The 21,667-nt window shown below is 65.6% G+C and carries 20 protein-coding genes; 12 read left to right on the top strand and 8 right to left on the bottom strand.

What is annotated here, in order from left to right:
- Positions 1-184: 184 nt before the first annotated feature.
- From ACREYQ_RS22885 to ACREYQ_RS22875, 3 genes are all read left to right on the top strand, one after another.
- Positions 185-472, top strand: a complete 288-nt coding sequence (locus ACREYQ_RS22885; protein ID WP_432262438.1) for a helix-turn-helix domain-containing protein — start codon at positions 185-187, stop codon at positions 470-472.
- Positions 469-1,788 carry a type II toxin-antitoxin system HipA family toxin gene (locus ACREYQ_RS22880; protein WP_432262437.1) on the top strand — a complete coding sequence of 440 codons (1,320 nt, stop codon included), beginning with the start codon at positions 469-471 and terminating at the stop codon, positions 1,786-1,788. Before ACREYQ_RS22885 ends, ACREYQ_RS22880 begins: the two co-directional genes overlap by 4 nt.
- 89 nt (positions 1,789-1,877) lie before the next feature.
- A complete protein-coding gene (locus tag ACREYQ_RS22875; protein ID WP_432262436.1) occupies positions 1,878-2,786 on the top strand; it encodes a DMT family transporter in 909 nt (302 codons plus the stop codon).
- A 69-nt stretch (positions 2,787-2,855) separates the two neighbouring features.
- On the opposite strand, the gene ACREYQ_RS22870 is transcribed toward ACREYQ_RS22875, so the two are convergent.
- Positions 2,856-3,713: a hypothetical protein gene (locus tag ACREYQ_RS22870; protein ID WP_432262435.1), complete on the bottom strand. Its 858-nt coding sequence runs from the start codon at positions 3,711-3,713 to the stop codon at positions 2,856-2,858.
- A gap of 46 nt (positions 3,714-3,759) precedes the next feature.
- A complete protein-coding gene (locus ACREYQ_RS22865; protein WP_432262434.1) occupies positions 3,760-5,250 on the bottom strand; it encodes a PLP-dependent aminotransferase family protein in 1,491 nt (496 codons plus the stop codon).
- 83 nt (positions 5,251-5,333) lie between these two features.
- On the opposite strand from ACREYQ_RS22865, the gene ACREYQ_RS22860 reads away from it, so the two are divergent.
- From ACREYQ_RS22860 to ACREYQ_RS22830, 7 genes are all read left to right on the top strand, one after another.
- Positions 5,334-5,966, top strand: a complete 633-nt coding sequence (locus tag ACREYQ_RS22860) for an FMN-binding negative transcriptional regulator (RefSeq protein WP_432262433.1) — start codon at positions 5,334-5,336, stop codon at positions 5,964-5,966.
- Positions 5,967-6,087: 121 nt separating this feature from the next.
- Complete coding sequence (locus ACREYQ_RS22855; protein WP_432262432.1) at positions 6,088-6,243, top strand: hypothetical protein; 156 nt, start codon at positions 6,088-6,090, stop codon at positions 6,241-6,243.
- Positions 6,244-6,283: 40 nt separating this feature from the next.
- On the top strand, positions 6,284-6,769 hold the full coding sequence (locus ACREYQ_RS22850) for a sigma factor (RefSeq protein WP_432262431.1): 486 nt from the start codon (positions 6,284-6,286) through the stop codon (positions 6,767-6,769).
- Positions 6,733-7,077, top strand: a complete 345-nt coding sequence (locus tag ACREYQ_RS22845) for an anti-sigma factor family protein (protein WP_432262430.1) — start codon at positions 6,733-6,735, stop codon at positions 7,075-7,077. The genes ACREYQ_RS22850 and ACREYQ_RS22845 overlap by 37 nt, the downstream gene beginning before the upstream one ends.
- Before the next feature lie 166 nt (positions 7,078-7,243).
- Positions 7,244-7,687, top strand: a complete 444-nt coding sequence (locus ACREYQ_RS22840; RefSeq protein WP_432262429.1) for a hypothetical protein — start codon at positions 7,244-7,246, stop codon at positions 7,685-7,687.
- A 120-nt stretch (positions 7,688-7,807) separates the two neighbouring features.
- A complete protein-coding gene (gene glnA, locus ACREYQ_RS22835) occupies positions 7,808-9,283 on the top strand; it encodes a type I glutamate--ammonia ligase (RefSeq protein WP_432262428.1) in 1,476 nt (491 codons plus the stop codon).
- A 354-nt stretch (positions 9,284-9,637) separates the two neighbouring features.
- Entirely contained in the window at positions 9,638-10,876 is a 1,239-nt protein-coding gene (locus tag ACREYQ_RS22830; protein ID WP_432262427.1) for a cyanophycinase, read from the top strand.
- A gap of 104 nt (positions 10,877-10,980) precedes the next feature.
- Here the strand turns inward: ACREYQ_RS22830 and ACREYQ_RS22825 are convergent, their stop codons facing one another.
- Complete coding sequence (locus ACREYQ_RS22825) at positions 10,981-14,550, bottom strand: indolepyruvate ferredoxin oxidoreductase family protein (protein WP_432262426.1); 3,570 nt, start codon at positions 14,548-14,550, stop codon at positions 10,981-10,983.
- 119 nt (positions 14,551-14,669) lie between these two features.
- On the opposite strand from ACREYQ_RS22825, the gene ACREYQ_RS22820 reads away from it, so the two are divergent.
- Entirely contained in the window at positions 14,670-15,605 is a 936-nt protein-coding gene (locus ACREYQ_RS22820; RefSeq protein ID WP_432262425.1) for a LysR family transcriptional regulator, read from the top strand.
- A gap of 244 nt (positions 15,606-15,849) precedes the next feature.
- Complete coding sequence (locus tag ACREYQ_RS22815) at positions 15,850-16,341, top strand: polyhydroxyalkanoate granule-associated phasin (protein WP_432262424.1); 492 nt, start codon at positions 15,850-15,852, stop codon at positions 16,339-16,341.
- Positions 16,342-16,390: 49 nt separating this feature from the next.
- On the opposite strand, the gene ACREYQ_RS22810 is transcribed toward ACREYQ_RS22815, so the two are convergent.
- The 5 genes from ACREYQ_RS22810 to ACREYQ_RS22790 form a co-directional block, all read right to left on the bottom strand.
- Positions 16,391-17,131 (bottom strand): GntR family transcriptional regulator, encoded by a 741-nt coding sequence (locus ACREYQ_RS22810; protein WP_432262632.1) that lies wholly within the window; start codon positions 17,129-17,131, stop codon positions 16,391-16,393.
- Positions 17,132-17,449: 318 nt separating this feature from the next.
- Positions 17,450-18,475, bottom strand: coding sequence for a Bug family tripartite tricarboxylate transporter substrate binding protein (locus ACREYQ_RS22805; RefSeq protein ID WP_432262423.1), 1,026 nt, complete (start codon positions 18,473-18,475; stop codon positions 17,450-17,452).
- Positions 18,476-18,531: 56 nt separating this feature from the next.
- A complete protein-coding gene (locus tag ACREYQ_RS22800; protein ID WP_432262422.1) occupies positions 18,532-19,554 on the bottom strand; it encodes an Ldh family oxidoreductase in 1,023 nt (340 codons plus the stop codon).
- Positions 19,551-20,486, bottom strand: coding sequence for a hydroxyacid dehydrogenase (locus tag ACREYQ_RS22795; RefSeq protein ID WP_432262631.1), 936 nt, complete (start codon positions 20,484-20,486; stop codon positions 19,551-19,553). The genes ACREYQ_RS22800 and ACREYQ_RS22795 overlap by 4 nt, the downstream gene beginning before the upstream one ends.
- Positions 20,486-21,661, bottom strand: coding sequence for a UxaA family hydrolase (locus tag ACREYQ_RS22790; protein WP_432262421.1), 1,176 nt, complete (start codon positions 21,659-21,661; stop codon positions 20,486-20,488). The genes ACREYQ_RS22795 and ACREYQ_RS22790 overlap by 1 nt, the downstream gene beginning before the upstream one ends.
- Positions 21,662-21,667 lie beyond the last annotated feature (6 nt).

Here is a 21,667-nt window from a genome sequence, read left to right as displayed (position 1 = left end):
GGCCGGCGGTCAGTCAAACCGCTCCAAGATTCCCATCCGCTTCGTCCCAGGGCAGTGTTTGCATGAGCGATTCATTCTGTAGCATTACTTCTTATCAACAAAGCTACTATCGAATGAATAATCCCTCACCATCGCTGCGAGGATGTATCATGTTAAAGCATGCAGACACCAATAAAATAATGCTATGTCATTAGTTTCCCAATGCCGTCAGTTGCGTGAAGCCAGAGGCAAGACCTTGATCGACATCGGACGGGTATTGGGCATGGCCACCCAGAACCTGTCGGCAATCCTGCTCGGAAAGAAGGACAGCCGCGCCTCGACCCTTGAAGCCCTGGCGGCAGCCCTGGACGCGCAATGGGTCCTGGTACCGAACGAGCGTGCCCAGGAAGTCAGGCAAGTCCTGGAAGGCAAAGGCAGCGGGCCTGACCGCAGCGCCCGCGGCGCACTCGACGTCTTCCTGGACAAGGAATGAGCTACGAACTCCATCCCCGCTTCCTTGAGGTCCGGTTATACGACCGGCTGTGCGGCTACCTGTGCGAGGCCGGCGGCAATGTCCGGTTCGTGCCGGCCGAGGCATTCCGGGGCGACACGGACCGCCCCACGCTGAGCCTGTCGATCACGGTCCCGACTGAAGCCGGCCGCAAGGCCACCGCCGAGGTGCTGGACAACCCCTTCCATCCCGCGATCTACAGCACCGGCCATGAGCTGCCGCCCTACTTTGCCGGCCTGCTGCCCGAAGGCGAACTGCGCAAGCGGCTGGAGGTCACGCGCAGCAATCCCGAAGACAAGGACGACTTCGGCATCCTGGCATCGGCCGGCAACGACCTGCCGGGGGCCGTTGTCATCAGGCCGGCGGACGTCAGCGCCCTGCCCGCGTATGCCCGGGCCTATGGCGTGACCGGCGGCGCCGACAACCTGGAGATCGCCGTGGTCGAGGGCGCCACGCAAGGGGCCGCGTCGGTGTCCGGCGTGCAGAACAAGCTGGCCCTGTCGACGGTGCAGGACGGCAAGCGCTACACCCTGCCGACCAGAGGCAGGCTGTCCGACATCATCGCCAAGCTGCCTGCCAGGAACGATGACTCGCAGGTATTCAACGAATCGATTTCCATGCAGCTCGCGGCCGCTGCCGGCGTGCATGTTGCGGCGACGCGGGTCTTGCCGGTTTCGACCATCGAGGTAGAAGGGCTCGCCGAATCCCTGGGCGAGAACCTGCACTACCTGGCGGTCGACCGCTTCGACCGCACCCCGGCCGGGCGTGTGCATGCCGAAGACGGGTGCCAGATGCTGGGCCGGATGCCGGCAAGGAAGTACGCCAGCATCGAAGGTTATGTTCAACTCGTTGCCACCCTGTACCGGCTGAGCCCAAGCGGGGTCGACCATGTCCGGCAGTTCTTCCTGCGCCAGGCGGTCAACACGCTGATCGGCAACAGCGACGCGCACCTGAAGAACTTCTCGGTGATCTACCACAACGGGGTCTTGCCGGAACTATCGCCGGCGTACGACATCGTCTGCGTGGCCGCGCTGCCCGGTTTCGCGACGTACGGCCAGAACGTCGCCATCGACAAGTTGCAGCGCGAAGAGACCTTGGCAACGTATGAGTCGATCGCGGAGAAGGCCGGCGTGCCGCGCCGCATCGCCACCGCCGCCGTCAAGGAAGCCGTAGCCCTGGCGCAGGCCAACTGGCCGCGCATGCTGGATGAGCTGGATGCGCCGCGGGCAATTCGCGACGCGGTAACCGGGCGCCTTGAGACGCTGCCGCTTGCGAGGGCAGGCAGGTCGGGCAGGTGACCGGCCTGCCCCGATAGCGGGGGGCCGCAAGTTCATTGCCCATCGCCGCAATGGCGGATAATGCGCATTCCTCAAGCGCACCCCACCCCATGCCCGCAAGCAGCAACAGCACTGGACGCATCGACTGGACGACCCTGTTCCTGCTTACCTTCCCGCCGCTGAGCTGGGCCGGCAATGCCATCGTGGGCCGCCTCGCTGCCGGCACGGTGCCGCCCGTCACCCTGAACTGGGTGCGCTGGCTGCTGGCCGGCATGCTGCTGGCCCCCTTTGCCTGGCGCGGCGTGATCGCGCACCGCGCGGCACTGCGCCGGCACGCCGGCGTGATCACCGCCATGGGCATGCTGTCGATTGCCAGCTATAACGCCCTGCAGTACCTGGCGCTGACCACCTCGACGCCGATCAACGTGACGCTGATTGGCGCGTCCACGCCGCTGTTTCTGATCGTGATCGGCACCCTCTGCTTCGGCGAACGGGTGAAGCCATGGCACGTCGCCGGCGCGCTGCTGTGCATGGTGGGTGTGACCTTCGTCCTGGTGCGCGGCGAACTCAGCCGGCTCGCCCAGCTGGACCTTGTGCCCGGCGACCTGTTCATGCTCGCGGCCACCATCTCCTGGAGCGCCTATACGTGGCTGCTGCGCAAGCAGCGCCCCGCCCTGCCCCTGCCCGTGCTGCTGTTCGCGCAGATCGTCACCGGCGTGCTGGCGAGCGCGCCGGTGACGGCATGGGAGCTGATGACACTGGACCAGCCCCTGCAATGGAGCGGCAAGGTCGCGGCCATCCTGCTCTATGTGGCAACCATCCCGTCGCTGCTCGCCTACTTTGCCTGGGACCGCGCCATCGCCCGCGCGGGCGCGCAATTGCCGGTGTTCTTCATCACGCTGACGCCGGTGTTCGCGGCGCTGCTGTCCACGGTGCTGCTGGGCGACTGGCCGCGGTGGTATCACGCTGCCGGGCTGGCGGCGATCGCGGCGGGGATCTGGCTGGCGCAGCGGCGTTGAGGGGGGCGCTGCCATTTGTCGGCCTTTCCGTTCGCCTGGGTCGACGGACGGACGTGCAAAGCCCCAGATCTAGCGGGCCAACCGAGATCTTTCCGCGACCGCCAATTTGATTTGTGGAATCACAATGCTCTCGAGGCCCGCGACACCATGGCCTTGCGCCCAGATTTCCTTATCGACTGCAGCAAAGAATGCCGGAGTCCCGCGAGCGCGAAGAATCGGTTTCCCGTCAGGCCGGTCCCCAGCCGCCCAGGCGAGGTGCTCAGGAAGATCCCTGCTCCGGACGTTGGAGTTAAACCCGCCGAGGCTGATCTCGGCGTACTCGATCTGGTCAAATTCCGGCAACGACTTCCGCATCTTGTCCATGGAGCCAAAGTACTCTGCCTTGTAGCCACGGCATGCCACGCAGTTGACTGCCCCAAGGTAGACCAGACTGATGCGTGACCTTGCCACGACATGCAGCGGGCCAGACGACGGATAGCGCCCGACTCCTCCTGCACCGGGCATGACGTTGGACGCCATCGCAACGACCTCTTCAGCAGAAAGTCGCGTCATCCGAATGGCGGCATGCTTTCCGTTTGCGCCATCAAATGTCCCTTCGAGGCTGTCCTCGCCTGACCGCAGAGATACTGCGATTCGCGAGCCGGCAATCGTGACGAAAGAAATCTGCAATCTGTTGCCGGTGACTCGCCCGTCAAATTCAGTGACCCGCCACAGCGACTTGGCATCGACCCAGCCATACCTGACATCACCCACCTGGATCTTCCCCGCCTCCGCAGAGGCTCCCACAATTCGAAGCAGTCGCTCTCTTTTCTCGCCGTCGACGACAACCAACCAAGTGCCATCGAGCGCATCGCTGATCTGGTCGGCGCCCGTTGCCGTCGACGGCAGTAGTACCAAAGTGGCCCTGATGAATTCCCGGCGGTCCATTTCTTCCCCTTTCCGCGGAGGCGAGGGATGAAGTATGGACCCCTGGTCAATCTCTCGCCATCTTCACCGCCATCACAGCCCCCAAAATCCGCGTCCCCTGCCGAATCTGCTCCACCGTCAAACTCGCATACCCCAGCACCAACCCGGCCGGCCGAGACCGGCCATGCGCCTGTGCCCCCGCAAACAACGGCGATACCGGGTACACCCCCACACCTTCCCTGCGCGCAGCAGCCACCAACGCTACCTCATCCCGGGGCCGCAGCGACGGCAACCACAGCACAACATGCAGCCCCGCCGCCGTACCGCTGACCTCGGCATCCCCTGGCAGGTAGCGCGCAACGCCATCCAGCAAAGCCGCCCGGCGCCGCTCGTTTTCCCGGCGCATGCGGCGCACATGGCGCTCGTAGGCACCGCTTTCGATCAGCGACGCCAGCGCGCGCTGCTCCAGCACGGGTGCATGCCGGTCGGTCAGCCGCTTGGTCTGCCTGAACACCGGCACCAGCTCAGGCGGCAGCACCAGGTAGCCGAGCCGCAGTTGCGGGGACAGCGCCTTGGAGAAGGTGCCCACGTAGATCACGCGGCCGTCGGTGTCGATCGAGCGCAGCGTGTCGATCGGGCGCTGGCCGTATCGGAACTCGCCGTCGTAGTCGTCCTCGATGATCCAGGTGTCGTGGCGCCGGGCCCATTGCAGCAGGTCCAGACGACGGCCGATTGGCAGCACGCCTCCCAGCGGGAACTGGTGCGACGGCGTCACGTACACCAGGCGGACACGATCGTCCTTGGGAAGGCTGGCGGTATCCAGGCCAAGCCCGTCCACCGGCGTGGCCACGCATCTGGCGCCGGTGGCTTCGAAGCAGAGCCTTGCCATCAGGTAGCCAGGGTCTTCGAAGGCAAAGGCATCGCCGGCATCCAGCAGCAGCCGCGCGCACAGGTCGATGGCCTGCTGCGAGCCATGCACCACCAGGATCTGCTCAGCCTCGCAGGCAAGTCCCCGGGCACGCCGCAGATAGCCCTGGAGGGCGCGTCGCAGCGATGCCTCGCCTTCGGGCGGGGCATAGGACAGGCTGTCTTGCTGATGCAGCAGTTCGGCCTGGCAGGCACGCCGCCAGGCCAGGGTTGGAAAGTCCCGGGAAGCTACCGCCCCATACAGGAAGTCGAAGCGAACCGGTTCAGCCTGCGGCGGTGCAGGCATCTCGAGCCCTGCCACGCGGCGCCCGAACTCGGACAGGGTTGGGGCAGACCTGGCGCGTCGGCCTGCGGCCAGCCCGGCTGGTGCGGGCGCCACCAACGGGCTGGCGATTCGGGCCACCCGCCCCATGGCCGTGACGAGGAAGCCCTCGGCCGCGAGTTGTTCGTAGGCGGCGGTGACGGTGGTACGCGACACCCCCAACTCGGATGCCAGGGCTCGCGTGGAAGGCGCCCGCGCGCCCGGTGGCAGCGTGCCGTCCGCGATCTGGGCGCGCAGCAGGTCGTAGATGCGGCGCCCCGCCCCCGTGGCGCCGGGACGGTTACCGGCTGGCTGGCGTGACTGGCCCATAAAGAATCCTGAAAACTGGACCTTCCAATTGTGCCAGTTGTGGGCGAGAGTATCGAACATACCACCGCTTCCGATTCCGCACGATGTACATTCCTGCCCACTTTGCTGAAAACCGGCCCGAGGAACTCGGCCGCATCATCCGCGAGCACCCGCTGGGGATGCTGGTCACGCAAGGCAGCGCCGGACTGGATGCCGACCACATCCCGTTCGAGTTCGACGCCGACGTGGGACCACACGGCGTGCTCACTGCCCACGTGGCGCGCGCCAACCCGCTCTGGCAGCGTTGCCCCACGGGCACGCCGGTCATGGTCGTCTTTCGCGGCGCCGAGGCCTATGTCTCGCCCAGCTGGTACCCGAGCAAGCATGAGACGCACCGCCAGGTGCCGACCTGGAACTACGAGGTGGTACACGCGCACGGCACGATCACCGTGCATGACGAGGAGCGCTTCGTTCGCCGACTCGTTGCACGCCTGACACGGCGGTACGAGGCGGCCGAACCGAAGCCCTGGAAGATGGGGGACTCCGCGCCAGAGTTCATCGACGGCATGCTGCGCAATATCGTCGGCATCGAGATCGCCCTCACGTCGCTGGTGGGCAAGGTCAAGCTCGGCCAGAACAAGGAGTCGCGGGATCGCATCGGTGCCGCCGACACCCTGGAGGCGCGGGGGTATGGCGAACTTGCGCAGTCCATGCGCAAGGCAAGCTGCGCGGAATAAATCGCCGCCGCGAAGCGTTTACTGCATTGACAGGATCGCGCCGGCAGCAAGGCGCGGGTGCCTGGCGTCGCTTTCGAGGCGAAATTTTGCTGCTTGCACGGCTTGCCCCCTGGAGACCGAAATGAAAGTGCTCCGTCTGATTTCAGGCCTGCTGCTTGCCGCAATGGCAGTGGCCGCGTGCTCCACCGACAGTGGCATGGATCCCTCCGGCAGTGCGGCTCAATCCCGGGGTCGCAGCAGCCAGGGCACGGGCGGCGGATATCGCGGCGGCTACTGATACGTCCTGGCGAGGTCGACCTCGAGGAGAACGCATCCCGGTGAGCTTGCGCGACGACCTCGCCGTCTGCCTGCCGCACTTGCGCCGTTATGCGCGCGCGCTGACGGGCGATGGCGCATGGGCGGACGACCTGGTGCAGGACACGGTCGAGCGCGCGCTGGGGCGCACCTCGCTGCTGCGCGCCCATAGTAATACGCGCGCCTGGTTAATGACCATCTTGCGCCACCTCTATATCGACCAGCTGCGCAAGCGCCGCGAGCTGGCACTGGATGCCGATGCCCCGCTGTGGCAGCGGCTGGGAGCGCCAGCCGTGGAGGTCGACGGGCTGTTGCTGCTCGAAGTGCAGCGCGCGCTCTATCGCCTGCCGCTGGAGCAGCGCGAGGTGCTTCTCCCAGGGATTTCGCCCGCCATGCCGACCTCGCCTATGCGGTCTACGCGCCGGAGCAGCGCCATCCGGTGGAAGTGGCCGCAACCGACCAGGCGCATCTGGTGGCATGGCTGTCGCGCCGCCTGGGGCGCACGCTGACCATCCCAGGGCTGGACGAGTACGGCTACACGCTGATGGGCGGGCGGCTGTTGCCGGGCGCGGCCGGTCCGGCGGCGCAGATGATGTATCAGAACCAGGCGGGCGAGCGTCTCACGCTGTACATCACCGCGGCCGCGCCGCAGCGCGCCTCTTTCCGCCTGCTGCGCCAGGAGGATCGGCGCACATTCTACTGGGCCAGTGCGGGTGCCGGTTACGCACTTTCTGGCCAACGCAGCGAGCCGCGCCTGCGCGACATCGCGCTTGACGTCTGCAGCAGCCTGGGCGGCAATCCGCAGGCATGGCAGTGAAGCCCGCGGCCACGTCGCCACATGGAATAAAACGTGCCTCAGATCCGTTTACTACATGCAGGACCGCCATGGCAGCGAATGCCCGGCGCGGGCCAGCAGGCAAACCGACGTGCCAGGAGATCCGCGAGGGCGCATACGTCGGGACGTTGAGGACGGAGTAACCATCATGGGCAAGGCTTTTGCGGCCGTGGCAACAGTGTTCGCGGGCCTCAGCCTTGGCGCAGCGGCGCCGGCCGAGGAACTGGAGTCGACGCCTTGCCAGCAGGTGGTTGGACAGGCCGAGATCGGCGGGGTGCTGCAGGATATCTCCGGCGTGGCCTGCCTGCAGCCGGACGGGACCTGGCAATTGGTTGACAGCGCCAGCGGAGTGGTCACCTATGCACCCCCGGCCTATTACTACGATCCCTGGTACTGGGCGCCGGTCGGCGTGGGCTTCGGTGCCGGCGTGATCTTCGTCGACCGCTTCCATCGCTTCCACCCTATGCACCGGGTGTTCTTCCGCAGGTCGGGAGTGATCGTTCACGGTGGCTTCCATGGCGGCTTCCACCGGGGATTCCAGGGTGGGGGCGGTTCGCACGGCGGCTTTCATGGTGGCGGCATGCACCACTGAGGCGGGCGGACATCGCATCTGAATGTATTGCAACGCTCCACTGGGCTGGGGAGGCACTTTCCATTCGGAAATTGACCGGCTAATGTTGGACTATGCTGCGGGCAGACGAGGGAGGCGGCCATGAGCATGGTCTCAATAGAACCCGGCAGCTATCACGTTGCGCCGCCGCAAAACCCCGCTGAAGTCATCGACCTGATCCGGACGCACGCAATCCAGGTCGTTGACCTCAGGTTCACCGACCTGCCCGGCGTGTGGCAGCACTTCTCGATCACGCTGCCGGAAGTCAACGACGATCTGTTCTCGGCCGGGATCGGCTTCGACGGGTCTTCCATTCGCGGGTTCCAGGAAATTCACGAATCCGACATGCTGGTCAGGCCTGACCCGGCCACGGCCTTCATCGATCCGTTTTGCACAGCACCGACGCTGGCGCTGATCTGCGACGTGCTGGACCCTGTCCTGCACCAGCCCTATTCTCGCGATCCGCGCTACATCGCACGAAAGGCGGAGGAGTACCTCCGGCAATCCGGCCTTGCCACGGTTTGCTACGTTGGCCCCGAACTGGAGTTCTTCATTTTCGATTCCATTCGCTTCGGGCAGGACCAGCACTCGTGCTACTACCACGTCGAATCCGCCGAAGGCGAATGGACCTCGGGCCGCGACGAAGGCGCCTATGGCGGCGGCAATCTTGGCTACAAGCAGCGCTACAAGGGCGGGTACTTTCCCGTGCCGCCAAGCGATACGCTGCAGGACATCCGCTCCGAAATCGTACTCGCACTGATGCAGGCCGGCATCCAGGTCGAGGTGCATCACCATGAGGTCGCCACGGCGGGCCAGAATGAAATCGACATGCGCTTTGCGCCACTGACGCGCATGGCGGACAACGTGATGATGTACAAGTACATCTGCAAGAACGTTGCGCGCCGCCACGGCAAGGTCGCCACCTTCATGCCCAAGCCCCTGTTTGCCGACAACGCAAGCGGCATGCATTGCCACCAGAGCCTCTGGCGCGACGCCGAGAACCTCTTCTATGACGCGAACGGCTGGGCGCAGACGTCCCAGCTGTGCCGTTGGTACATTGGCGGCTTGCTCAGCCACGCCCCCGCGCTGATGGCTTTCTGCGCGCCGAGCACAAACTCCTACAAGCGGCTGGTGCCCGGATACGAGGCGCCTGTCAATCTGGCCATGTCGCAGCGCAACCGATCCGCCGCAGCCCGGATTCCAATGGTTTCGGACTCCCCGGGCGCCAGGCGCGTTGAATTCCGCTGTCCTGACCCGTCCGCCAATGCCTACCTTGCCTTCTCGGCAATGCTGCTCGCCGGCCTTGACGGCATTGAAAACCAGACGGATCCCGGCGCCCCGCTCGACAAGAACATCTATGAACTGCCACCGGAGGAAGCCGCCAGCATCCGGCAAGTTCCGGGTTCCCTCGAAGAATCGCTTCGCGCGCTGGAATCCGACTCAGCGTTCCTGCGAAAAGGGGATGTCTTCACTGAAGACCTGATCAGGACCTGGATTGATTACAAGCGCACCCGCGAGATCGATACTTTGAAGTTGCGGCCACACCCCTGGGAATTCCAACTCTACTTCGACATCTGATTACCTTGCGCCAGTGCCAGCTAAAACGCTGGTGGTGCTGGAACGACCAACGCTGGAAGCCCGGCCGGCCGGCACGCCAAAGCGCCAAGCCGCCGCGGATGCCTGCCACTGGTCGAATATCCGATAATGCGGCCGGGGCCCTTCGTTCTTTCTGCCACACTACCTCCCCCACCTGCCCCAAGGCAGGCTGGTGTTTTTTTGCGCCAGCGTCTATAACGGAACGCCTGCGAGTCCTGCAACCGGAATCTGTTGCCTGGCGGCACGACTTCTGCCAAGCCTCGCACGGCCCTGGCACGTCGCGCTTTGCTCACAACCGGGTTGCATCAACAAAATAGCGGCAGGGGGCGTCACGTCATGGAACTCCTTACGAAATTCGCACGGCGTTGCAGGATGGCCGCGCACTATGCGCTCGCCTGTCTCAGCATCAGCCTGGTACTTGGGGGATTGGTGCCTCCTGCGTTGGCAGGCGACAACACTCCCCCCCCTCCCTCCTACAGCTACTTTGCGACCGGCACGCAGTACTTCGCGACTGGCAATCCCGTCCCGGTGCGGGATCTCCCCGCACCTCGGCCACAGGCGGTGCAGCCGGTGGTCATCATGGGTGGCGGGCCCGATGTCGATGAAGCCTATCGCTGGATGATTCAGCAGGCGGGCATTACGCAAGCCACCGGCGGGCGCTTCGTTGTCATTCGCGCCAGCGGTACCGATGCGTATGATCCTTACTTCTACTTCAGCGACAAGAAGAACGCGACCAATATTCCCGCAGTGGACGGCTTTGTCGGCGGCGCGTATCTCGGCCTGACTGCGGCGGAAACGCTGATTATTACCAATCAGGACGGGGCAAACGACCCGTTTGTGAATGCGGTAGTCGGCAGCGCGAATGCATTGTGGATTGCCGGCGGCGATCAGAGCAAATACGTCAGTCTCTGGAAAGGTACGAAGCTTAACGCCACTATTGCCGCGCTCATGCAGAAGAATGTTCCTGTTGGCGGGACCAGCGCCGGGGCCAATGTCATGGGCGAGTTCATTTTCTCGGCCCTGAATGGGACGGTCACGTCGACGCAGGCGCTGAGCAATCCGTACAACCAATACATGACCCTTGACCCGACACCGCTGTCCGGCCGCAGTTTTCTGAACGTTACTGCGCTGGCCAATACGTTTGTCGACCCGCACTTCGACTCGCGCGACCGCATGGGCAGGCTGGTCACGTTCGTGTCAAGGAGCATCGCTCCATGGTCCGGCTCGGGCTGCGAGGGGGGAATCCTGAGGACCCCGTCGGCCGCCAGAGGAATTGGGCTTGATGTCGAGACCGCGTTGGAGATCCAGAGGATTTCGGACCGTTTCATTGCACAGCGTGTGACCAACCTATCCACCAAATCCAGCAGCGCTGTGCATTTCCTGAGGCCGCTGACTTCGCCCGCAGTCTGCGCGAGCGGCAAGCCATTGACCATTTATGGCGTCCATGTCCAGCGGCTGGACGACGCAACGGCCTTTGACATGACCAACTGGTGGAATGGCGGCAACGCAGGCCTCTACCAGTACATCGTTGACGAGAACGCCGGCGTCCAGAGCCCCGGCACCATACCTTACTAGGAAGAAAGCGTGGCCGCCCGCGCCAGGGTTTCCGTGCTACTGAACGGCATAACACCCAGCGCGTGCCACTTCGCCGGCTCGCGCCTTCCGCGAGCCGGCGCCTCTCAAGCCGCAGCCCGCCGTGCAGCGCCGCGATACTGCGCCAGCAATGCCTCCCGCCGAACAGCTGCCGCGTGCATGCTGGCCTCCTTCACGTGGCCGTAGCCCCGGATATCCTCTGGCAGCACGGCAAGGGCCAGCGCGGTGTCGACGTTGTCCGCGCTCAGTGAACCGGCGAATTCGCCGATCATGGCCAGATACTCGTTGACCAGCGCCCGCTCGGCGCGGCGCTCGGCAGTCTTGCCGAACACATCGAACGCGGTGCCACGCAAACCCTTCAGGCGCGCCAGCAGCCGGAATGCCGTCATGGTGCGCGGGCCAAAGCGGCGCTTGACCAGGAGGCCCTTGTCATCGGTCTTCGCCAGCGACGGCGGCGCCAGCCAGAAACTGAGCTGGTAGTCGCGGCCGGGCTCGCCCTCGAACTGGGCGCGCAGCTTGTCCAGGAAGGCGGGATCGGTGTAGAGGCGGGCCACCTCGTACTCATCCTTGTAGGCCATCAGCTTGGCCAGGTTGCGGGCCACGGCCTCGGTCAGCGGCAGCTTGCGTTCGATGCCCAGTTGCTGCTCCGCGGCGCGGATGCGCTCGACGGCCTCGCGATAACGGGCGGCGTACGCGGCGTTCTGGTAGTCGGCCAGCATCGCCTCGCGCTTGCGGATCAGGGTGTCGAGCGTCTGCGGCATCGACACGACCTGTGCGGTCGGAGCGGCCGAAGCGTTCGGCAGGGTCGCCTTGACCGCAGCCTCGCCATGGTGCGCGATATACCGTCCCCACTCGAACGCCAGCCGGTTCTTCTCGATCGATACCCCATTGAGTTCGATCGCGCGCAGCAGGCTTTCACGCCGCAGCGGGATCCAGCCCTTCTGCCACGCAAAGCCCAGCAGCAGCGGGTTGGAGTAGATGGCGTCGGCCAGCAGGGTCACCGCCCAGGCGCTGGCGTCGAAGAACGCGCAGGCATCGCCCACGCTGGCGCGCAGGTCCTGCTCCGCGCTGGCACCGGGGAACTTCCACTTCGGGTTCTTGATGAATTCCGCGGTGGGCGTATTGGCGCTGTTGACCACGGCGGCGGTCAGGCCGTGCCGGACCTTCGACAACACTTCGGCCGAGGCCGAGACAATGGCGTCGCCCCCGATCACCAGGCGTGCCTCGCCCGTGGCGATGCGGGTCGCATGCAGGTCGTCCGGGCCCGGCGCGATCTGCACGTGGCTGATCACCGCCCCGCCCTTTTGCGCCAGGCCGGCCATGTCGAGCACGGTCACGCCCTTGCGTTCGAGGTGCGATGCCATGCCGAGCAGGCCGCCAATGGTGACCACGCCCGTGCCGCCCACGCCGGTGACCAGCACACCATACGGCCGGTCAAGGGCCGGCAAGCGCGGCAACGGCAGGGATTCGAAGTCGGCCCCGGTGCCCTTGCCACCCGCCGCCGCGGGCTTGCGCACCTGCGCGCCCTCGGCGGTGACAAAGCTGGGGCAGAAGCCGTTGACGCAGGAGAAGTCCTTGTTGCACGACGACTGGTTGATCCTGCGCTTGGTCCCGAGTTCGGTCTCCAGCGGCTCCACCGACAGGCAGTTGGACTTGGCCGAGCAATCGCCGCAGCCCTCGCAGACCGCGTCGTTGATGAAGGCGCGCCTGGCGGGGTCAGGATAGGTGCCGCGCTTGCGGCGGCGGCGCTTCTCGGTCGCGCAGGTCTGGTCGTAGATCAGGATGGTGACGCCCTCGGTATCGCGCAGCTCCACCTGCACGGCATCGAGCTGGTCGCGATGGAACACGGTCACGCCCGATGGCAGCATCGCGCCATCGCCATACTTCTCGGGCTCGTCGGTGACGACCACCAGCTTCTTCGCGCCCTCGGCCAGCACCTGGTGCGCAATCTGCGGCACCGTCAGCACGCCGTCGAAGGGCTGCCCGCCGGTCATCGCCACGGCGTCGTTGAACAGGATCTTGTAGGTGATATTGGCTTTGGCCGCGATCGATGCGCGGATGGCCAACAGTCCCGAGTGAAAATACGTGCCGTCGCCGAGGTTGGCAAACACGTGCTTGTCACCGGTGAAATGCATCTGGCCGGTCCATGCCACCCCTTCGCCCCCCATCTGGCTGAAGGTGTCGGTATTGCGGTCCATCCACAAGGTCATGTAGTGGCACCCGATGCCGGCCAGCGCACGCGAGCCTTCCGGCACGCGCGTGGAGGTATTGTGCGGGCAGCCCGAGCAGAACCAGGGCTTGCGCTCCACCACAATGCGGGGCTGCGCGGCCTCACGCTCCTTGGCCTCGATCAGCGCCACGCGCGCGGCAATGCGCGCTCGCACCGCTTCCGGCAGGTCCAGGCGTTCCAGCCGCCGGGCGATGGCCTTGGCGATCAGCGCCGGCGATAGTTCATAGTGCGCCGGCAGCAGCCAGTTGCCACGCGGCACCGACCACTCGCCGCCATCGTTGCCGCGCTGGTCAAACTTGCCGAACACCTTTGGCCGCACATCCTCGCGCCAGTTGTACAGCTCTTCCTTGAGCGCGTATTCGAGGATCTGGCGCTTCTCTTCCACCACCAGGATCTCTTCCAGGCCGGCGGCGAACTCGCGGGCGCCATGCGCCTCCAGCGGCCACACGCAACCCACCTTGTAGACGCGGATGCCGATGCGGGCGCAGGTGTCATCGTCCAGGCCGAGGTCGGTCAGCGCCTGGCGCACGTCCAGGTAAGCCTTGCCGGCGGTCATGATGCCGAAGCGCGCGTTCGGCGAATCGAGCACGACGCGGTTGAGCCGGTTGGCCCGCACATAGGCCAGCGCCGCATACCACTTGTGGTCAAGCAGCCGCGCTTCCTGCTCCAGCGGGGAATCGGGCCAGCGGATATTGAGTCCGCCCTGCGGCACGACAAAGTCCTCCGGCAGCTTGATCTGCACGCGGTCGGGGTCGATCTCGACCGAGGCGGTCGACTCCACCACGTCGGTGACGCACTTCATCGCCACCCATAATCCGGAATAGCGGCTCATGGCCCAGCCATGCAGGCCGTAGTCGAGGTACTCCTGCACATTGGCGGGATACAGCACCGGGATGCCGGCAGCCTGCAGCACGTGCTCCGACTGGTGCGCCACCGTGGAGGACTTGGCGGCATGGTCGTCGCCGGCCAGCAGCAGCACGCCGCCATGGCGCGACGAGCCGGCCGAATTGGCGTGTTTCAGCACGTCGATGGACCGGTCCACGCCCGGCCCCTTGCCATACCACATCGAGAACACGCCATCGCGCGTGGCGCCGGGAAACAGGTTGACCTGCTGGCTGCCCCAGACCGCGGTCGCGGCCAGGTCCTCGTTGACGCCGGGCTGGAACACCACGTCGCTGGCCGCCAGGTGCTGCTTGGCCTTCCACAGCGCCTGGTCCACGCCGCCCAGCGGCGAGCCGCGGTAGCCCGAGATAAACCCGGCGGTGTTCAGGCCGGCGGCGCGGTCGCGCGCCTTCTGCAGCATCGGCAGGCGCACCAGCGCCTGCACGCCGCTCAGGTAGACGCGGCCCTTCTCCAGGGTGTACTTGTCGTCCAGGCTGGCGCTGGCCAGGGTTTCGAGCAGGGCGGGGTTCAGCGGGGCATTCACGATGTCAGTCTCCGTGCTTGTTCTCTTGTATTCGGAGCAGTTTAGAAATCCGTGCCGTCATCGTAAAATCATGAATTCCAACACCTGATATCTGCGAAACGGATACCTCGGAGACCACCATGTTCAAGGCGCGCGAAGGCTCGGAAAGACTGGCCAAGGAAGTCACGCTCAGGCAATTCCGCTATTTCGTCGCAGCTGCGGAGACGGGGCAATTCTCGATGGCCGCGACTGCGGAACATGTCTCCCAGTCGGCCATCACCAACGCCGTACTGGCGCTGGAACAGCGCCTGGCCGTGCGCCTGTTTGAGCGCCGGCCCCACGGGGTGACGCTGACGGCGGAAGGCCACCTCTTCTTCCAGCATGCCCGCCAGATCCTGGATTCGGTCGAGGATGCGCTGCGCGAGCCGCGCTTCCAGGTGCACGGGTTGCAGGGCAGCGTGCGCCTGGCCGCCTCGTACACGGTGCTGGGCTACTTCCTGCCGGGGCTGCTGGCGCGCTTTCGCACCAACTATCCGGACATCGAACTGGATCTGCTCGACATGGACCGGCCCGACATCGAGCGGGCCGTACTCGCGGGAGAAATCGAACTGGGTATCGCGCTGCTGTCCAACCTGGAGCGGCCCCAGCGCTTCCAGCGCCATACGCTGATACGTTCCCGGCGACAGCTATGGACCTCGGCCAGCCATCCGCTGCTGGCCGTGGAGCGGCCTTCGCTGCGCGATATCGCGGCCTATCCGTATCTGCTCATCACTGTGGACGAGGCCGAGGACTCCACCCTGCGCTACTGGCGCAGCCACCGGCTCACACCCAACGTCGTGTTCCGGACCGGCTCGATGGAGGCGCTGCGCGGGCTGGTGGCGCATGGCTTCGGCGTCACCGTGCTGTCCGACATGGTGTATCGGCCCTGGTCCCTGGAAGGCAAGCAGATCGAGGCCAGGCCGATAGCCAATGCCGTGCCGGACATGGAGGTCGGCATGCTGTGGCAGCCCGGGCGCAAGCTGGACAAGCCAGCCGATGCGCTGCGGGAATTCCTGATTCACGCCTGCGGGAGCTGAGGTTGCTTGTGCCGTCACATCAGGGAGGCTGAATTATCCAAAAGAAATGTTGCAGCGCAACATATAAGCACCTATCCTTGCTCATATGCTGCTTCGGCGAGACATAGCGCCTGCCCGGCCCCTCAGTCGAGTGCAGCCCGCTTGGCGCTGCCTGACTCGAAAGAGATTCCGGCGGTACACGCCTCCCATCTGACCCAATGTTTACCAGGTGTCCGTATCAAGCGAACGCCCAAGGAAAAGCCCTTTGCCCTCCTCCGCCCCCTCGCAGCCTGTCATCGACGTTTCCGCCAACTCGTCGCGCCTCTTCAGTGAAATATGTGAACTGCTCCAGGCATCGATACATGTCGTCAGCGTTCGCACCACGCGCATGGCGATCGCCGGTCCCGCGCCTGACGAGCAAGACCGGCGCGAATTCAGCCTGATGAGCGTGGAAAAGAGCGAGGCCGCATCCGAATCGCTGCTGGCGATGGGATCTGGATGGTTGAACCTGACCATGACCCTCGCAAAGGACACCAGCGATCACCTCTGGGCAACATCCGCAGCCGCGGCAACGCTGGCGTCCAGCCGTTCCGCGGCGCAATGGTTCGAGCGCCAGGCAGAGCTTCTGCACCTGGCGGCCTGGTTTCCCGGCAACCCGCTGCAGTTGGCCGGCCTGGCGACAAACCTGATGCAGGAGATCCTCGCACCGATCCACGGCCGTGCGATGGCAAATGCGCAACGCCTGGGCGCAGCATGAAGGCTGCCGGCCCCGCGCGGTGGCATCGCCAGCGATCGGGGCGCTGCCATCACGGCTGTGAAAGCGCGAACTCGTAGTCGGCAGTATCGAGCCGGGATACGCGATACTCGATGCGCTCATCCTGATACGACGACGCAACCCGCAGGATCTTCAGCAGGGCGCTGCCGACGGGAACGCCAAGCAGTTCGTGGTCATCCTCGTCGGCCAGTGCCGCGCGCAGCCGCTCTTCCGTCCGAATGATATTGACGCCGAAGGCGTCCTGGTAAAAGTTGTAGAGCGTGTTCGGCCGCTCGCGCAACTGCTTCTCTGTCAGCCCCTTGAAGCGTTCGGCCGGCACCGTGATGGCGTCGATCATGACCGGCCGCCCTTCCAGCGCGAGCACATTGGTGAACCGGAACACGGCATCGCCGATCGACAGCTCCAGTGCAGCCGCTTCCTCTTTGTCTGCCCTGGCACGGCGGAACCTGGCCAGCCGCACCGTCGGATACTCGCGGTACCCGTCCTGGCGGACGATACGAAAGTAACGGAAGAAATGATCCGCCTGCCGATGCGTCGCGACATACGTCCCACGCCCCTGGTGGCGGATCATGATGTTCTCCGCGACCAGTTCGTCGATGGCCTTGCGCAGCGTGCCGATCGAAACCCCGAACCGCTCGATCAGCTTGCGCTCCGGGGGAATGGCTTCGCCTGGCTTCCACTCGCCCTCGGCAAGGGCTGCAAGGATGGCGTGCTTGACGTCCTTGTACAGCACGCCGCCAATGGCAGCGCCGGCATCAAATCTGGAACCCACGTTAAATGTCCTTTGCAACGCCGCCTGCGGGGCGGCCGGCCGATCCATGACTAACTCATATAGATAAGACTAATCATACTATTGAGCCTTCCCTAATTAGCGACAACATGAAAACAACCACCGTCATTCCCGCGCAGGCGGGAATCCAGCGCCTTCACGTCCCCTTCGGGGATAAAGCCACTGGGTCCCCGCCTGCGCGGGACGACGGCAAGCCAAAGCTGTCGTGAATTCTGAAAACATCAATAAAGCCGGTCGGCACCCCATCAAAGCCCGTGGCCACGGGGCCTGCCGCTCCTGGCGGCCTGCAGCAAACCGATGCTATTCGACCCGGATGTGTTTCTCTTCGATCAGCCGCGCCCAGCGTGTCACTTCGCCGCTGAAGTAGTCGGCAAACGGCGTGCCGCCCTGTGCAGCCGGTGTGAAGCCCGCCGAGACGATCCGCCCGCGCACCGCGTCGGATCCGAGCATGCGTGCCACCGAGTGCGCCACTTTGTCGACGATCGGGCGCGGCGTGCCGGCTGGCATCATCAGACCGGTCCAGTTCTCGACGATCAGGTCCGGATAGCCGGCCTCGGCGACGGTGGGTACGTCAGGCAGCAGGGGATGGCGCTCGCGCGTCGTGACCGCCAGCGCGCGCAGCTTGCCGGCCTTCACGTAGGCGAGGGATTCCGGGAAGTTGGAAAAGACCACGTCAATCTGGCCGCCGATCAGATCGGTCATGGACGGCGCGCCACCCTTGTACGGCACATGGGTCAGGTTGGTCCTGGTCTGGCTCTCGAACAGCGCGAGCGTCAGGTGCGGCGGCGTGCCGTTGCCGCTCGAGCCCGCGTTCAGCGTCGACTTCTGCGCGGCCGCCGCCAGATCCTTCATCGACTTGATCGGCGAGTTCGCCGGCACCACCACCACCATCGGCGACGACGCGATGCGCGCCACCGGCACCAGGTCCTTCTGCAGGCTGAACGGCAGCTTGGGGAACAGGGTCACGTTGGATGCGTGGGTCAGCGTGACGGCCAGCCAGGTGTAGCCATCCGGCGGCGCCTTGGCGACCTGCTCGGCGCCGATGTTGGCGTTGCCCCCTGGCTTGTTATCCACGACGATGGGCTTCTTCCACGCCTCCGAGAGCTGGTGGCCGACCAGGCGGGCCATGATGTCGGTCAGGCCGCCGGCCGCGAAGGGCACGACATACCGGATAGGCTTGTTCGGATAGTCCGCCGCCGAGGCATCGCCCACGCCCTGCGCGGCGGCGGGCAATGGCACCAGTCCGATCAGGGCCGATACAGCCGAACATGCCAGTAGCGCGCCGGTCAGGTACCTGCGCGCGCCGCAAATCATGCGTCGATCCATGTTTAGTCTCCGGTAGTTGTCGTCGGCCCATCTTGCGTGGGTCCGTTGTGAGGGAATTACTGCCGGGCGCCAGCCTCCTCGCCCGCGAGGGATTGCAGTTCGCGCCACAATGCGTCGGGCACTTCAACGCCGCGCGCGGCCGCCTCGGCCTGGGCCGTTTCGCGCCGGGCGCCCGGCACGCGCGTGCCCTCGTCGTCCAGCATGGCCGCAAGCAGGGCTTCCACGCGGTCCGCGTAGACCTGCGAGCCGGCGAAGGCGCCTGGGTCCAGTACCAGAAACAGCTGGCCGATGCGCGGGCGGTTGCCCGAGTCGCTGAAGAATGAATCGGCCTCGGCCCCGAACTGCGCGCCAGCCAGCGAGGTCACCAGCAGTTCTACCATCAGCGCCAGCATCGCGCCCTTGACGCCGCCGGCCGGCAACATCGACCCGCGCAGCGCGGCCTGGGCGTCGGTGGTCGGCCGTCCGGCATCGTCGAGCGCCCATCCCAGCGGGATTGGCTTGCCCTGCTTTGCCGCGACCATGATCTTGCCGCGCGCGATCTCGGACAGGGACAGGTCGATCACTACCGGCGCCCGGCCCTGTCGCGGGAACACCGCCGCAATGGGGTTGGTGCCGAACAGCGGTCGCTTGCCGCCCCAGGCTGGCATGGCGGCGGGCGAATTGCCCATGGCAATGCCGATCATGCCGGCGCGCGCCACAGCCTCCAGCGGCAGCGCGGCAGCGCCGAAGTGGTGGCTGTTGGCGACCGCAGCCACGCCTACGCCGGCTTGCCGCGCGCGCTCCATGGCCTCGGCGATGGCAAGGTCGCACGCGGCGAAGGCGAAGCCGCAACGGGCATCGACCAATACCGAGCTGGCGCGCGTACTGTGCGCAACAGGCTCAGCGTTGCCATCGACCCGATCATGCTGCAGATGCGCCACATACATGGGAACGCGCGACACGCCATGCGACGGCAGCCCCGCTGCGTCGGCCCGCACCAGCGCTGCAGCCGTCGCCTGCGCCTGCCGGTCACTGGCACCGGCCCGCCGCAGGGCCGCTGCCGCCACACGCTCCAGTTCATCCGACGGCACATGGTTCATGCGAGTTCCTCCAGCGACTGTCGTACCTCACGGGCGATCATCATCGAAACGCGAGCGTTAGCCTCGCGGGTAACGCCACCGATATGGGGCGTCAGAATCAGGTTAGGCGCGCCGGCGAGCGGGCTGTCAGCCGGCAACGGCTCTCTGGCGAACACGTCGAGTGCGGCGCCGCCGAGGTGTTCCGCGCGCAGCGCGTCCGCGAGGGCTGCCTCGTCGACCACGCCGCCGCGCGCGGTATTGATCAGCACCGCGCCAGACTTCATCGACGCGAGGCGCGCAACGTCGATCAGGTTGCGGGTGGCGTCGACCAGCGGTACGTGCAGACTGACCGCATCGGACTGCGCAAGCAGCGCGTCGAGCGACACGCAGCGCACGCCGGTGGCGGCCCAGACCGGATGGCCGGCCGGCAGCATCGGATCGTGGGCGATCACCTCCATGCCGAAGGCCCGCGCCAGCGCGGCCGCCTGCCGGCCGATGTCGCCGAAGCCGACCAGGCCGAGCGTCTTGCCCAGCGCTTCCCGGCCCTCCGACAGCTTCGGGCGCGGCCACTTGCCAGCGGCCACCTCGGCACTGGATAGATAGCCACCGCGCAACAGCACGGCTGCTGTCGTCACCACATACTCGGCGACCGAGCGGGCATTGGCGCCCGCGGCGGGAATGACCCGAATGCCACGCTGGCGGCAGGCGTCGACATCGATATTGTCGAGCCCGACGCCGAGCCGCCCGACCACCCGCAGCGCGGGTGCGCTTGCCAGCAGTCCGGCGTCGACCTGCGTCCGGTTGCGCACGATCAGCGCGTGCGCCCCGTCGAGGACTTCAAGCAGATCGTCGCGGCGGTCCACCCAGGCCGGCTCGTACCGCAGGTCGAAGCCGGGGGTCAGCGCCTGCACCGCGACGGGGTCCATGAACTCGCTGATGCAGATGCGTTTCATCATGCCGACTCGTGGATGCGGGTCAGCACGAACTCACGGTGGCCGAGCGCCTCGGCTGCAGTCCAGCGGCCGTTGACGGTCGCGAGCATGCATTCCAGGAGCTTGTCGCCGGTCTGGTCGAGCGTCTGCTCACGCTGCAGCAGGCCGGAGCAATCGACATCCATGTGTTCGCGCATCAGGCGCACGGTGCGCGGGTTGGCACACAGCTTGATGACGGGGACGATCGGGTTTCCGATCACGTTACCCTGGCCGGTCGGGAAGAAATGGACGACGTAGCCGGCGGCGGCGCACAGGGTCACCATCTCAGCGGCGGCGGAAGAGGAATCCATGAACCACAGGCCCGGATGGGTCGGCTCCTCGGCCTTGTCCAGCACGCCGTCGACGGTGCACTTCTTGCCGATCTTCTGGATATTGCCCAGCGCCTTTTCCTCAATGGTGGTCAGGCCGCCGGCGATGTTGCCCTTGGTCGGCTGCGACTCGGAAAGGTCGGAAGTCTTCCAGCGGTCGATCATGCCCTGGTAGCGCTCGAACATCGCCATGAACTGGTGGCGCACGTCGTCGTTGGCGCAGCGTTGCGCGACGATATGCTCGCCGCCGGTCAGTTCCGAGGTCTCCCCGAACACCAGCGTGGTGCCCAGCGGGTGGAGCTTGTCAAAGGCGTTGCCGACGGTCGGATTGGCGCCGCAGCCGGAGGTAGTGTCCGACTCGCCGCACTTGGTCGACACCCACAACTCGTTGATCGGGCATTCCACGCGGTGCAGCGCGGTGGCGTACTGCACGAACTCCCTGGCCGCCTTCGAGGCACGCATGATGGTGTCGTGGTCGCCGTGGCCCTCGATGCCGAAGCCGACCACCGGCTTGCCGGTCTTGGCGATGCCGTCGACGACCTTCTTGGTCCAGCCGTCCTCGATGCCGATCACAACGACCGCGGCAACGTTCGGATTGCTGCCCGCGCCGATCAGCGTGCGGAAGTGCAGGTCCAGGTCCGGACCGAACTGCAGGCGGCCATACGGGTGGGGGATCGCCATGGTGCCCTTGATGGCGACGGCGACGGCCTCGGCGGCGGCGTTGGACAAGTCGTCCAGCGGCAGGATGATCACGTGGTTGCGGACGCCAACGCGACCGTTGTCACGGCGGTAGCCCCAGAAGGTGGTGTTTTGGTCGATCACGGACATGACGGG

The organism is Cupriavidus sp. TMH.W2, from assembly GCF_050847365.1.
GTDB lineage: Bacteria > Pseudomonadota > Gammaproteobacteria > Burkholderiales > Burkholderiaceae > Cupriavidus.
Note: the sequence above shows the minus strand (reverse complement) of the source record. Positions and strands in the feature narration are given on the sequence as shown.